Annotated in this window: 11 protein-coding genes; 4 read left to right on the forward strand and 7 right to left on the reverse strand. The window is 74.6% G+C overall.

Features of this window, described 5'->3' with window-relative positions; genetic code table 11:
* The first annotated feature begins 10 nt into the window (after positions 1 to 10).
* Positions 11 to 1,711, forward strand: coding sequence for a fumarate hydratase (locus ASF50_RS13125; RefSeq protein WP_200918912.1), 1,701 nt, complete (start codon positions 11 to 13; stop codon positions 1,709 to 1,711).
* Between the two features lie 69 nt (positions 1,712 to 1,780).
* Here the strand turns inward: ASF50_RS13125 and ASF50_RS13130 are convergent, their stop codons facing one another.
* Together ASF50_RS13130 and ASF50_RS13135 are read right to left on the reverse strand one after the other, a co-directional pair.
* Positions 1,781 to 2,089: a hypothetical protein gene (locus ASF50_RS13130; protein ID WP_056862204.1), complete on the reverse strand. Its 309-nt coding sequence runs from the start codon at positions 2,087 to 2,089 to the stop codon at positions 1,781 to 1,783.
* 125 nt (positions 2,090 to 2,214) lie between these two features.
* Entirely contained in the window at positions 2,215 to 2,667 is a 453-nt protein-coding gene (locus ASF50_RS13135; protein ID WP_056862203.1) for a DoxX family protein, read from the reverse strand.
* A 146-nt stretch (positions 2,668 to 2,813) separates the two neighbouring features.
* On the opposite strand from ASF50_RS13135, the gene ASF50_RS13140 reads away from it, so the two are divergent.
* Complete coding sequence (locus tag ASF50_RS13140; protein WP_228941356.1) at positions 2,814 to 3,524, forward strand: hypothetical protein; 711 nt, start codon at positions 2,814 to 2,816, stop codon at positions 3,522 to 3,524.
* Positions 3,521 to 4,960 (forward strand): class II fumarate hydratase, encoded by a 1,440-nt coding sequence (locus ASF50_RS13145; protein ID WP_082503164.1) that lies wholly within the window; start codon positions 3,521 to 3,523, stop codon positions 4,958 to 4,960. The genes ASF50_RS13140 and ASF50_RS13145 overlap by 4 nt, the downstream gene beginning before the upstream one ends.
* 29 nt (positions 4,961 to 4,989) lie before the next feature.
* On the opposite strand, the gene ASF50_RS13150 is transcribed toward ASF50_RS13145, so the two are convergent.
* From ASF50_RS13150 to ASF50_RS13170, 5 genes are all read right to left on the reverse strand, one after another.
* Positions 4,990 to 6,474 carry an aldehyde dehydrogenase gene (locus tag ASF50_RS13150; protein WP_056904729.1) on the reverse strand — a complete coding sequence of 495 codons (1,485 nt, stop codon included), beginning with the start codon at positions 6,472 to 6,474 and terminating at the stop codon, positions 4,990 to 4,992.
* Between the two features lie 130 nt (positions 6,475 to 6,604).
* On the reverse strand, positions 6,605 to 7,576 hold the full coding sequence (locus tag ASF50_RS13155; protein ID WP_200920149.1) for an AraC family transcriptional regulator: 972 nt from the start codon (positions 7,574 to 7,576) through the stop codon (positions 6,605 to 6,607).
* 112 nt (positions 7,577 to 7,688) lie between these two features.
* Positions 7,689 to 10,079 (reverse strand): transketolase-like TK C-terminal-containing protein, encoded by a 2,391-nt coding sequence (locus ASF50_RS13160; RefSeq protein ID WP_082503165.1) that lies wholly within the window; start codon positions 10,077 to 10,079, stop codon positions 7,689 to 7,691.
* Entirely contained in the window at positions 10,076 to 11,359 is a 1,284-nt protein-coding gene (locus ASF50_RS13165) for a CaiB/BaiF CoA transferase family protein (RefSeq protein ID WP_082503166.1), read from the reverse strand. Before ASF50_RS13165 ends, ASF50_RS13160 begins: the two co-directional genes overlap by 4 nt.
* Positions 11,356 to 12,297, reverse strand: a complete 942-nt coding sequence (locus ASF50_RS13170) for a hydroxymethylglutaryl-CoA lyase (RefSeq protein WP_056862199.1) — start codon at positions 12,295 to 12,297, stop codon at positions 11,356 to 11,358. The genes ASF50_RS13165 and ASF50_RS13170 overlap by 4 nt, the downstream gene beginning before the upstream one ends.
* A 196-nt stretch (positions 12,298 to 12,493) precedes the next feature.
* Here ASF50_RS13170 and ASF50_RS13175 point away from each other — a divergent pair, with 196 nt between their 5' ends.
* Positions 12,494 to 13,396: an SCO6745 family protein gene (locus ASF50_RS13175; protein WP_056904731.1), complete on the forward strand. Its 903-nt coding sequence runs from the start codon at positions 12,494 to 12,496 to the stop codon at positions 13,394 to 13,396.
* Positions 13,397 to 13,482: the final 86 nt, after the last annotated feature.

Consider the following 13,482-nt stretch of genomic DNA (forward strand, 5'->3'; position numbering starts at 1 on the left):
CTTGCGGCCCGTGGCCAGCGAACCCGACTTCCGGTACTCCGACCTCCTCCCCACCGGCAAGGACGACACGCCCTACCGGTTGGTGACCGACGAGGGGGTCTCCACCTTCGAGGCCGGCGGGCGCACCTTCCTCCAGGTCGAGCCGGAGGCGATCCGGCGGCTGACCGCCGAGGCGATGCACGACATCAGCCACTACCTGCGCCCGGCCCACCTGGCCCAGCTGCGGAAGATCATCGACGACCCCGAGGCCTCCGGCAACGACCGCTTCGTGGCGCTCGACCTGCTCAAGAACGTCAACATCTCCGCCGGCGGCGTCCTGCCGATGTGCCAGGACACCGGCACCGCCATCGTCATGGGCAAGAAGTCCGAGGGCGTGCTCACCGGCGCCGACGACGGCGAGGCCATCAGCCGGGGCGTCTTCGACGCCTACACCCGGCTCAACCTGCGCTACTCCCAGCTGGCCCCGCTGACCACCTACGAGGAGAAGAACACCGGCAGCAACCTGCCGGCCCAGATCGAGCTCTACTCCACGCCCGCCGCCGACGGCTCGCCGGAGTACAAGTTCCTCTTCATGGCCAAGGGCGGTGGGTCGGCCAACAAGTCGTTCCTCTTCCAGGAGACCAAGGCGATCCTCAACCCGAAGCGGATGCTGGAGTTCCTCGACGAGAAGATCCGCTCCCTCGGCACCGCCGCGTGCCCGCCGTACCACCTCGCCGTGGTCATCGGCGGCACGAGCGCGGAGTTCGCGCTCAAGACCGCCAAGTACGCCTCGGCGCACTACCTCGACAACCTGCCCACCGAGGGCTCGATGAGCGCCCACGGCTTCCGCGACCTCGAGCTGGAGGAGCAGGTCTTCGAGCTGACCCAGTCCTTCGGGATCGGCGCGCAGTTCGGCGGCAAGTACTTCTGCCACGACGTGCGGGTCGTGCGCCTGCCGCGCCACGGCGCCTCGTGCCCGGTCGCGATCGCCGTCTCCTGCTCGGCCGACCGCCAGGCGCTGGGCAAGATCACCGCCGAGGGCGTCTTCCTCGAGCAGCTGGAGACCGACCCCGCGCAGTACCTCCCCGAGCCGGAGGTGCAGGACCTCGTCGGCGCCGGCGACGTCGTGCGCATCGACCTGACCCGCCCGATGGACGAGATCCTCGCCGAGCTCACCCGCCACCCGGTCAAGACCCGCCTCTCGCTCACCGGCCCGCTGGTGGTCGCCCGCGACATCGCGCACGCCAAGATCCAGGAGCGCCTCGACGCCGGCGAGGAGATGCCGCAGTACCTCCAGGACCACCCGGTCTACTACGCCGGCCCCGCCAAGACCCCCGACGGCATGGCGTCCGGCTCCTTCGGCCCCACCACCGCCGGGCGGATGGACTCCTACGTGCGGTCCTTCCAGGCCGCCGGCGGCTCGAAGGTGATGCTGGCCAAGGGCAACCGCTCGAAGCAGGTCACCGAGTCGTGCGAGGCCCACGGCGGCTTCTACCTCGGCTCCATCGGCGGACCCGCCGCCCGGCTGGCCCAGGACTGCATCACCTCGGTGGAGGTGCTGGAGTACGCCGAGCTCGGCATGGAGGCGGTGTGGAAGATCGAGGTCGAGGACTTCCCGGCCTTCATCGTCGTCGACGACAAGGGCAACGACTTCTTCACCGACCCCTCCGGCGCCGTCACGGTGCCGCTGAGCGCGCTGGGCGCCGGCCTGCGGGTGCGCTCGCAGGAGTAGCCCTACCCCGCGACGCACGACGCCCCCGCACCGGTCCGGTGCGGGGGCGTCGTGCGTCGCAGGGTCCGGTCAGGTACGTCGGGCGCCGGCGTTGGGGTTGGCGTTGGGCCCCGCAGGACCCTCGTCGACGGATCCGCTCTCGGCGTCGGGGGCGCCGGCGACGGCCTGGTCGGGCATGATCGGGTCGCCCGCGTCCTCGAGGTTGCCGACCTCGGAGAGCTGGCCGTCCTGGTCGCCGGGACCGGGGCGCTCGTGGGCGTTGTCCTTCTCCGCGGCGCGCTCCGGGTCGTGCTCGGTGTAGAGCTTCGAGCCGGCGGCGTCGGGCTTCGGCGTCGCGTGCTGGGATCCCTGGCCGGTGCCGGCCTCGTGGTCGCTCATCGGTCCTCCTCGCGGTCGGCGGGTCCGACCGTCTCGAACGTACTGCGCCGCCGGCCCGGCCCCGAGCCCACCGGGGGTCCCGGGGCCGATCCGGTCCCAAAGGGTGGGCGGGCCGGGTGGGCCGGTCAGGCCGCGACGGGCTCGCGGCGCGCTCCCCGGCCGGCGAGCACGTGGTCGAGGGCGAGGCGCCCCGGCACGACGCCGAGCACGAGCGCGCCGAGCCCCAGCGCGGCCACGAGCTCCCAGCCGCCCTCGGCGGCGAAGAGACCGCTGCCGCGGTGCACGAACCACCACGCGCCGGCCATCGTGGCCGCCACCAGCAGGCCGGCGACCGGCGTGAGCAGCCCGAGCACGAGCAGGACGCCGCCGCCGAGCTCGGCCACGACCGCGAAGACGGCCGCGGCCGTGGGGGCGGGGATGCCCAGCTGGGCGAAGCCGTCGGCCGTGGCGCCCACGCCCTGGTCGACGAGCTTCTGCCAGCCGTGGGCGATCAGCACGGCGCCGAGCAGCAGGCGGGCGAGCAGGAGCACGACGTCCTGCGCGGCGGGGGGCAGACGGTTCCCGAGAACGGTCGACACGGGGGTTCCTCCAGAGGGGGCGACGGGGGTCGGTAGTTGACGCTTCCACCACCGTAGGGAGCCCGGCTGAGAGCGACCTGAGCCCCGCGTGACGGCCGTGTGACGCCCGGGTGACGTCGCGTCCCGCGATGGGCGAGGATGACGGGGTGCAGCCCGGAGCCGGTCCCGTCGAGGTCCACCACGTCGAGGTCGCCCGCGCCGAGAGCGCGCGCGGCGAGCTGGTGCTGCGCGAGCGCCGCGGTGACGACGGCTCGCGGGCGCTGGAGCTGCGCGCCAACGGCGTCTTCGTCATGGACACCGTGGAGGTGCACACCGAGCGGGCGCTGGCCCGTGCCGCGCTGGAGCTGTGCGACGACCCCCGAGACGTCGTCGTCGGTGGTCTGGGCCTGGGCTACACGATGCACGAGGTGCTGGCCGACCCCCGGGTCGAGCGCTGCGCCGTGGTCGAGGTCGAGGAGGCGCTGGTCGCCTGGATGCGCGACGGCACCGTGCCGCACGGCCCCGCGCTGATGGCCGACGCCCGGGCCCGCGTGGTGGTGGCCGACGTCGCGGTCGCCCTCGCCGAGGCGCGCCCCGCGTCGTACGACCTGCTGCTGCTCGACGTCGACAACGGACCCGACCACCTCGTGCACGACGCCAACGCCTCGCTCTACCAGGCGCCGTTCCTCGACCGGGCCCGCAGCGTGCTGCGCCCCGGCGGGGTGCTGGTGGTGTGGTCGGCCGACGCCTCCCCACGCCTGGAGGAGACGATGCGCGCGGTGCTCGGCGAGGTCGAGGCGCGCCCCTTCCCCGTGCGCCTGCAGGAGCGCGAGGAGACGTACTGGCTCTACGTCTCGCGGGTACCGTCCCAGGTGTGAGCGACTCCGACCTCCCCACCGGTTCCCCGACCCGCACCTCCCCCGCGTCCGACGGCCCACCGACGCGGGTCGAGCACGACAGCATGGGCGAGGTGGAGGTGCCGCGCGACGCGCTGTGGCGGGCCCAGACCCAGCGTGCGGTGGAGAACTTCCCGATCAGCGGCACGCCGATCGAGCCGCGGCTGGTCGCGGCCATCGGCCAGGTCAAGGCGGCCGCGGCGCGCGCCAACGCCGCGCTGGGCATCCTGCCCGAGGAGCAGGCCGCCGCCATCGCGGCCGCCGCCGACGAGGTCGCCGCCGGCGCCCACGTCGAGGCCTTCCCCGTCGACGTCTTCCAGACCGGCTCCGGCACCAGCTCCAACATGAACGCCAACGAGGTGATCGCCTCGCTGGCCGCCCGCGCGGGCGTCGAGGTGCACCCCAACGACCACGTCAACGCCAGCCAGTCGAGCAACGACACCTTCCCGACCGCGATCCACGTGGCGGCCACCCTGGCCGTCACCGAGGACCTGCTGCCCGCCCTCGACGTGCTGGCCTCCTCCCTGGAGGCCAAGGCCGAGCAGTTCGCCGGGCTGGTGAAGTCGGGGCGCACCCACCTCATGGACGCCACCCCGGTGATGCTCGGCCAGGAGCTCGGCGGCTACGCCGCCACGGTGCGCTACGCCGCGGAGCGGCTGGAGTCGGTGCTCCCCCGGGTGCGCGAGCTGCCGCTGGGCGGCACGGCCGTCGGCACCGGCATCAACACCCCGCGGGGCTTCCCGCAGCGCGCCATCGCGCTGCTCGGCGAGCAGACCGGGCAGCCCTTCACCGAGGCCCGCGACCACTTCGAGGCCCAGGGCACCCGCGACTCCCTCGTCGAGCTCTCCGGGGTGCTGCGCACCTACGCCGTGGGCCTGACCAAGATCTGCAACGACCTGCGCTGGATGTCCTCGGGGCCCACCACGGGTCTGGCGGAGATCCACCTGCCCGACCTCCAGCCCGGCTCGAGCATCATGCCCGGCAAGGTCAACCCGGTCCTGCCCGAGGCCACGCTCATGGTCTGCGCCCAGGTCATCGGCAACGACACCACCGTCACCGTGGCCGGCGCCAGCGGCTCCTTCGAGCTCAACGTCGCGATGCCGGTGATCGCGCGCAACCTGCTGGAGTCGGTGCGCCTGCTCGCCACCTCCTCGACCCTGCTGGCGCGTCGCTGCGTCGACGGCGTCACCGCCGACGCCGGGCGCATGCGTGGCTACGCCGAGTCCTCGCCCTCCGTGGTGACCCCGCTCAACAAGCACATCGGCTACGAGGCCGCCGCGACGGTCGCCAAGCGGGCCCTCGCCGACGGCGCCACCATCCGCGAGACCGTCGTCGCGATGGGCTTCCTCGAGCGCGGCGAGCTCACCGAGGCCCAGCTCGACGAGGCCCTCGACGTGGAGTCGATGACGCACCCCTGAGCCCGGCGGGCGAGCCCGCCGGGCGCGGGTCAGCCCAGCTGGAAGGGGTCGCGGGTGCCGCCGGTGAGCTCCACGAAGACCGACTTGTCCTCGAGGTACTCCCCCACGGCGTCGCTGCCGTTCTCCCGACCGATGCCCGACATCCCGAAGCCGCCGAAGGGCATGTTGGGCGCCACGACGCGGTAGGCGTTGATCCACACCGTGCCCGCGCGCAGCCTGCCGGCCACCCGGTGGGCGCGGTGCACGTCCTTGGTCCAGACCGCCCCGGCCAGGCCGTAGGGGGTGTCGTTGGCCAGGCGCACGGCCTCGTCCTCGTCGCTGAAGGTGTAGGCCGACAGCACGGGCCCGAACACCTCCTCGCGCACGATGGTCGCCTCGGGCTCCGCGACGACCACGGTGGGGCGCACGAAGAGACCGCCGAGGTCGTCGTTGGGGCCGCCGCCGGTGGCGATGGTCCACCCCTCCTCGCGGGCGCCGTCGAGGTAGCCCAGCACCTTCTCGTACTGCGGGCGGTTGGCGACCGGCCCCATCTCGGTGCCGGCGTCGGTCGGGTCGCCCTGCACGATGCTCTCGGCGCGGGCCACGACCTTGGCGACGAGCTCGTCTTTGACCGACTCGTGCACGATCAGGCGGGAGCCGGCCATGCAGGTCTGGCCGGTGGCCGCGAAGACCCCGGCCACCAGGCCGTTGGCCGCCGCGTCGAGGTCGGCGTCGGCGAAGACGACCTGGGGCGACTTGCCGCCCAGCTCGAGGGTGACCTTGTTGATGTTGGCCACGGCGGCCTGGGCCACCTTCGCCCCGGTCGCGGTGGAGCCGGTGAAGGCGACCTTGTCCACGCCCGGGTGGGCGGCCAGGCGCTCGCCGGTGGAGCGGTCCCAGCCGGTGACGACGTTGAGCACCCCGGCGGGCAGGCCGGCCTCGTGGAGCACCTCGGCGAAGGCCACGGTCGAGGCCGGGGCGTGCTCGGAGGGCTTGACCACCGCGGTGCACCCGGCGGCGAGCAGCGGCGCGAGCTTGAAGGTGAGCAGCAGCAGGGGGCTGTTCCAGGGCGTGATCGCGCCGACGACGCCGACCGGCTCGCGCACGGTGTAGCCGAAGTAGGTCTGCGGCGCGAGCGCCGGCACGGTCTTGCCCTCCAGCTTGTCGGCCAGGCCGGAGAAGTAGAGGTACCACGCGCCGAGGCCCTTGAGCTGGCCGCGCATCTCCCGCATGAGCTTGCCCGAGTCGCGCACCTCCAGCAGCGCCAGGCGCTCGGCGTTGGCGGTGATCGCGGCGGCGATGTCGCGCATGACCGCAGCGCGCTCGAAGCCGCTGCGCGCTCCCCACTCGCCCTCGAAGGCCGCGCGTGCGGAGGCCACGGCCCGGTCGACGTCGTCCGGCCCGCCGTCGGCCACGACGGCCCAGGGGCGGCCGGTGTAGGGGTTGGTCGACTCGAAGGTGCGGCCCGACAGGGCGTCGACCCGCTCGCCGTCGATGAAGAGCTGGAAGGTCTCGAGGTCGCCGGACTCGCTCACGTGGACTCCCGTGGTCGGGGGCCGGCTCCGACGCCGGCCGTCGTCACGACGCTAGGCGGCCCGGCGGCGGGCCGACTATCCGTTGCGCGCCCGCCCCCGGCCGCTCAGCGCAGCGCGCCCACGTGTGGGCTCAGCGCTGCAGGGTGGCGCTGGGCAGCTCGTCGAACTGCGCGCGGTACTGCTGGGCGAAGCGCGACTGGTGGAAGAAGCCCCAGCGCGTGGCCACGTCGGTGACGCGGGTCTCCAGCGGGTCGCTGGCCAGCAGCTCGGCGCGCACCTTGGCCAGGCGCACCCGGCGCACGTGGGCCATGGGCGACTCGCCCAGCTGCTCCTGGAAGGCGGCGTGCAGCGTGCGGACGCTCACGCAGCCCACCCGGGCCAGCACCTCGGGGGTCAGCGCCTCGTGGGCGTGCTCCTCGATGTGGCGTACGACGGGCGCCAGCCGTCCCAGCCGGGCACGGTCGCCACGACCGGTGAGGTCGTCGGTGTACTGGTGGCGCCCGGCCAGCAGCAGCTGGGTCAGCACGTAGGACTCCAGCTGGCGGCGCGCCAGCGGGCTGTCGGCGAGCCCACCGGGCCGGTCGAGCTCGGTGGCCAGGAACTGCACCGAGCGCAGCAGCGACTGCCCGGCCGCCGACTCCAGGTCGAGGAAGAGGTCGAAGGCGACGACGTCGACCACCGGACGGCCCAGCAGGTCGGCGAGGTGCGACTCCAGGCCCGCCCGCGAGATCTTGAGGATGAGCTGCTCGGCGTCGTGGGACCACCGCACCGTGGTCTGCACGTCGGGGGTGAGCACCGTGCCGCCGCGCCGGGGCCGGGTGTGGGCGCTCGACCGTCCGCCGCGCGAGGCCCAGGTCTCCCCGACCAGGTCGAGGTTGACGTGGTAGCACACGTCGGTCGGCGGCATCCACAGCTCGGTCTCGGCCTGGTAGGTGAGGTAGCCCAGCGTGAGGTGACGGTCGGTGACGGCGTTGAGACGCATGTCGAGCACGTCGCTGCCGCCCTCGAGACGGTGGGGCAGGTAGACCGACGTGACGGCCTCCCGGGCCTCCTCGAAGCTGGTGGTGTGCACCACCGGAGCGCTGGTCAGGTAGTCGCCCACGTCGTCCCTCCCCGGCCGGGGAACCGCCCCGTGACCGTCGTCACGCATCGTAGGCGAGGCGGTGTAGCCGCACCCCGAGCGGCCCGCCCCGGGGCGGACCGCTCGGGGCCCCTCAGCGGCCCAGCAGGTCGAGGGCCGCCGAGGCGATGCTCGTGACGTCGATCCCGTGCAGGGCGTAGGCGTCGGGCAGGCTCGTGGACTGCCCGAACTGCGAGACCCCGAGGCAGCGCATCCGGTCGCCGCGCGCACCGGCGAGGAAGGCCAGGGTGTGGGGGTGGCCGTCGAGCACCGTGACCAGCGGGGCGGGGTGACCCGGCGGCAGCAGCAGGTCGAGCACGCCCGAGCCGGTGCCGCCCTCGCGGTCGCCACGCTGCTGGAAGGAGCGCCAGACCAGGTCGGGGCTGGTCAGACAGACCACGCCCGCCACGATCCCGCGCTCGCCCAGCCGCGTCGCCGCGGCGAGCACCTCGGGCATGACCGCGCCCACTCCCACCAGGGTGACCTGCTCCGTCGCGGGGTCGTGGTCGGTGATGCGGTAGCCGCCGGCGACGGCCTGGCGGCGACGCCGCTCGCGCCCCTCCGGGTCCTCCGGCACCCGCGCCAGCGCCGGGTCGACCGGTCGGGTCGAGAGGCGGAGGTAGGCCGAGGTGCCGTCGGGGCGCCCGACCTGGTCCATGGCGCGCAGCACGCACCACTCCAGGTCGTGGGCGAAGGCCGGCTCCCAGGCCACGCAGCCCGGCTGCTCGAGGCCGATCGAGGGCGTCGACACCGACTGGTGGGCGCCGCCCTCGGGCGCCAGCGTGACCCCCGACGGGGTGCCGACGAGGATCGACTGGCCGCCGGCGTAGAGGCCGAAGGACCACGGCTCGAGCGCACGCCCCACGAAGGGGTCGTAGAAGGTGCCGATCGGGATCAGCCGCTCCCCCCAGCGCGACCAGGTGGCGCCGAGCTCGCCGAGCAGGCCGACGGTGTTGACCTCCGCGATGCCCAGCTCGATGTGCTGGCCGCTCTGCGACTCCGACCAGCGCAGCAGCCGCTCGGCGTCGTCGGCGAACCAGTCGCGCCGCTCGGCCACCGACCACACGCCGGTCTTGTTGATCCAGCCGCCGAGGTTGGTCGACGAGGCGACGTCGGGGCTGCAGGTGACGACCCGGGCAGCGGTCTCGGGTGCGTCGCGCACCAGGTCGGCCAGCAGCCGGCCGAGGGCGGCCTGCGTCGACACGGGCTTGCGGTGCTCGTGGCCGAGCTCGGCGGGCACGCTGAGCCGGCCCACCTCGGAGACCGGCGGCCGGGCCAGGTCGGCCGCGCGGCGGGCCGCGAGGCGACCGGCGGGCGAGTCGGGGGCGAAGCCGACCCACGGGTCGTCCAGGGACGTGCCGGAGGCCTCCGCGAGGGCCTGCATCTGGGTGGCGTTGAGCAGCACGGAGTGGTTGTTGGGGTGGCCCTCGGTGGGCAGGCCGCGCCCCTTGACGGTGTAGGCGAAGACCACGGTGGGCCGGTGGTCGTCGACCGCGGCGAAGGTGTCGACGAGCAGGCCGAGGTCGTGGCCGCCCAGGTCGCGCACCGCCGCCGACAGCTCGGCCGCGGGCACCGCGGCGAGCAGGTCGCGCAGCGCGGGGTCGCCCTGGTCGCCCTGGTCGCCCAGCACGCGCGCGGCCAGCTCGGAGGAGTCGGCGCGCAGCAGCCGCTGGTACTCCTCGTTGGGCATCGACTCCATGCGCCGGCGCAGCGCCTCGCCGCCGGGGCGCGCGAAGAGCTCGCCGATGCGGCGGCCCCACTTGAGGGTCACCACCTGCCAGCCGGCCGCCTCGAACATCGCCGCGAGCCGCTGGATCTGGATGTCGGGCACGACCCGGTCCAGCGACTGCCGGTTGAGGTCGACCACCCACAGCAGCTCCCCCAGGCTGGCGACCTGGGGGTCGGCCACGGCCTCCCAGATCGCACCCTCGTCGAGCTCGGCGTCGCCGAGCAGGCTGATGAATCGGCCCGCCTCGGGGGTGGAGCCGGGGAACTGCGAGCGCACGTAGCGGTGGGCCATCGCCGCCCACAGCGTGGCGGTGGCCCCGATGCCGACCGACCCGGTGGAGAAGTCGACGGTGTCGGGGTCCTTGGAGCGCGACGGGTAGGCCTGGAGGCCGCCGCGCTCGCGCAGGGTCGGCAGGTAGGAGGCGTCGAGGTCCCCGAGGAGGTGGTTGACCGCGTGGAGCACCGGCGAGGCGTGGGGCTTGACCGAGACCCGGTCGCGGTGGTCGAGACCGTGGAACCACAGCGCCACCATGATGTCGACCATCGAGGCCGACGACGACTGGTGGCCGCCCACCTTCACCCCGGTGTCGTTGGGACGACCGCGGTTGGCCGCGTCGACGATGGCGCTGGCCAGCCACAGCACACGCTGGGAGACCTGCCGCAGGGTCTCGACGTCGACGCCGCGGGTGGCCTCGGGGCCGTCGGGGCCGCTCGGGACGTCGCCGCGGTCGGTGGCCTGCTCGGGGGTGCTGGTCACGCTGTCTCCTGGGATCCGGTGGCGGGGTCGGGCTGGTCGCACTCTGCCTCGGCGGTGCACGCGCGGCACGGGCAGGGTCGCCCGAGCAGACCCGCCACGACCTGGTGGGTGTGCTCGCCGAGGTCGGGCCCGACCTCGCCCAGCGGCAGGGAGCGCTCGCCGAGCACGGGCACGATCCCCGGGAAGGCGACCTCGCGGGTGGTGCCGCCGACGTCGACCGGGCGCCACTGCACCATGTCGCGGGCGAGGTACTGCTCGTCGGCCACGATGTCGTCGGCCTGGTAGATCGGCCCGGCCGGCACGCCCGCCTCCTCGAGGCGCGCGAGGACCTCGGCGCGGTCGAGGGTGCCGGTCCACGCCTCGATGGCCCCGTCGAGCTCCTCGCGGCGCTCCCAGCGCTGGGCGTTGCGCGCGAGCCCGGGGTCCTCGGCGAGGTCGGGACGGCCGATGGCGCGCATGTAGCGCCCGAAGATGCCGTCGGCGTTGCCGGCCACGACCACCGACTGGCCGTCGGCGCACCGGTAGGCGTTGGAGGGGGCGATGCCCTCCATGCGGCCGCCCGTGCGCTCGCGGAGCACGTCGTGGGCGCTGTAGTCGGGCACCAGCGACTCCATCATCGAGAACACCGCCTCGTGCAGGGCGACGTCGATGTGGCGCGCGGCAGGGCCCACCGGGGGCGCTGCCAGCCGGCGGCGCTGCTCGCGGTCGAAGAGCGACATCACGACGCCGAAGGCGGCGTAGAGGCCGGCGATGGAGTCGCCGATCGAGACCCCGACCCGTGCCGGCGGACGGTCGGCCTCCCCGACCAGCTCGCGCATGCCGCCGAAGGCCTCGGCGACCGCCGCGAAGCCCGGCCGCGCCGACAGCGGCCCGGTCTGGCCGAAGGCGGAGACACGGGCCACCACGAGCTCGGGGTTGACGCGCTCCAGCGTCGCGGCGTCCAGGCCCCACCGGTCGAGGGTGCCGGGGCGGAAGTTCTCCACCAGGGCGTCGGAGCGGGCGACGAGGTCGAGCACGGTGTCGCGCCCCTCCTGCGTGCGCAGGTCGAGCTCGACGGAGAGCTTCCCGCGGTTGATGGTGCGGTAGAGCATCGAGGTGTCGCCGGCGTAGAGGCGCCAGTTGCGCAGCTCGTCGCCGGTGCGCGGGCGCTCGATCTTGACCACCTCGGCGCCGAAGTCGGCCAGCAGCCGTCCCGCCGTCGGCGCGGCGATGAAGTTGCCCAGCTCCACGACCCGCAGGCCGGCCAGGGGCCGTTCGCGGTCCGGTCCGGCGGCGCTCATGCCGGGCCGCCGAAGTCGCCGGCGGGCACGAGCAGGCCCTGCACGGGGCTGTCGAGCCGCTGCGAGAGCCACCGCGCCACCTCGGCGGCGGCCGGCTGGTCGAGCCGGGCCGGCCCCGCGACGTCGACCCCGCCTCGCCGCAGCAGCCAGGCCAGGTCCTCGGTGGCGATGTTGCCGGTGGCGGCGGGCGCGAACGGGCAGCCGCCGAAGCCGCCGATCGAGGCGTCGAGGGCCACGCGCGCGCCCTCGCGCAGCGCCAGCCCGGTGGCCGCCCAGGCGTTGGCGTAGCCGGTGTTGCGGGTGTTGTGGAAGTGGAAGCGCAGCCCGGCGGCGCGCGCGTCCTGCGCCACGTGGGAGCCCAGCTCCTCGACCTGCGTGGGCACGCCGACGCCGACCGTGTCGGCCAGCGCCAGCTCGTCGGCGCCCAGGTCGAGGGCACGGTCGACGACGTCGCGCCAGCGCGCGGCGGGCACGTCGCCCTCGAAGGGGCACCCGAAGGCCACGGCGAGGGTGACCGAGACCGTGCGGCCCGCCTCGTGGCCGATCCTCACGACGTCGCGGGCCTGCTCGAGCAGGGCCGCGGTGTCGGCGCCCTGGTTGCGCACGGCGAAGGTGTCGGTCACCGGCACCACCATGTTGAGCTCGTGACAGCCGGTGAGCACCGCGCGCTCGGCCCCACGGCGGTTCAGCACCAGCCCGACGTACGTCGCGTCGCTGCGGTCGGGCAGGGCGGCGAGGAGCTCCTCGGCCCCGGCCATCTGCGGCACCCGGTCGGGGCGCACGAAGCTCGCGACCTCCAGTCGCCGCAGCCCGAGGTCGAGCAGCCGCTCGACCAGGGCCACCCGGGTCTCGACGGGGAGCGCGCGGTCCTCGTTCTGCAGGCCGTCGCGCGGGCCGACCTCGACCAGCTCGACGGGGGTGCGGGGGGCGCCGGTCACGCGGGCTCCTTCTTCAGAGCGGCCTCGCGGCCGCGTGGTCGGGACGGCAGGACGCACCGCCGGACGGTGCGTCCTCCCGCAGTCTGGTCGGGCCCCCGCGGGGTCACTATCCGGCCTGCGCACCCACCTGACCGATCCGTGCACACCTGGCCCCCAGCCATGGCCGAGCGGCCCCTGCTGTGGCCATCATCACGTCATGGACTACGCCGAGGCCCGAGCCGCCTTCTTCACGCCCCGCGAGGGCACCACCCACGACGTCGGGTGGAGCACCCCCGCCCGCCGCCTGCGCGACACCATCGAGCCGCTGGCCGCGGTCTGCTACTGGAGCGAGCCGGCCTACGACGCCTACGCCGCGCACGGCCTCGACTTCCTGCTCGGCTACGTGTGGGGCCGCTCCAGCAGCCTGGGCGAGCCCGAGGCCATGGTCGCGGTCTCGTCCTTCGGGGTCTTCGAGCCCGGCCTGGTGAGCGGGCTCTACGACGCCGGGCGCGCCGCGCTGCCGCTGGCGCAGATGCGCGCCGCCCGCGCCGCGGGGTCCTCGGCGGCCCTGGCGGCCGTGCTGGGTGAGGACCCCGACGGTCTCGACGAGGTCCTGGCGCTGCTGGAGCGGGCGGTCGCGGCCGCGCCGCTGCCGGGGCGTCCGATGTTCGCCGGGCTGCTCGGGGCCGGCTGGCCCGAGGACCGCCTGGCCCGGCTGTGGCACGGCTGCAACCTGCTGCGCGAGCACCGCGGCGACGGGCACCTGGCGGCGCTCGCCGGCGCCGGCCTCGACGGCGTGGAGGCCAACGTGCTGACCGAGCTGTGGGTGGGCTGGGAGCCGCTGGCCTACACCGCGAGCCGCGGGTGGTCCCCGGAGCAGATGGAGGCGGCGACCGCCTCGCTCACCGCGCGCGGCCTGGTGGCCGACGGGCGCCTGACCGAGGCCGGCCGCGCGCTGCGCGAGGAGGTCGAGGAGGCCACCGACCGCGGGGAGCAGCGGGTCGTCGAGGCGCTGGGCGAGGAGCTCGACGGTCTCCTGGAGCGGCTCTCGGGGTGGTCTCAGGCCGTGGTCGACCGTGGCTGGTTCCCGCCCGACCCCTACAAGCGCGCCGCGGGCTGAGCCCCGCACCCACGGCCGCGCCGCCCCGAGGGGTCTCGGGGCGGCGCGGCCGTCGCGCTGGCGACAGCAGGGCGGGTCGGGGCGGG

The sequence above is a fragment of the Nocardioides sp. Leaf307 genome, assembly GCF_001423135.1.
GTDB classification, from domain to species: domain Bacteria; phylum Actinomycetota; class Actinomycetes; order Propionibacteriales; family Nocardioidaceae; genus Nocardioides; species Nocardioides kribbensis.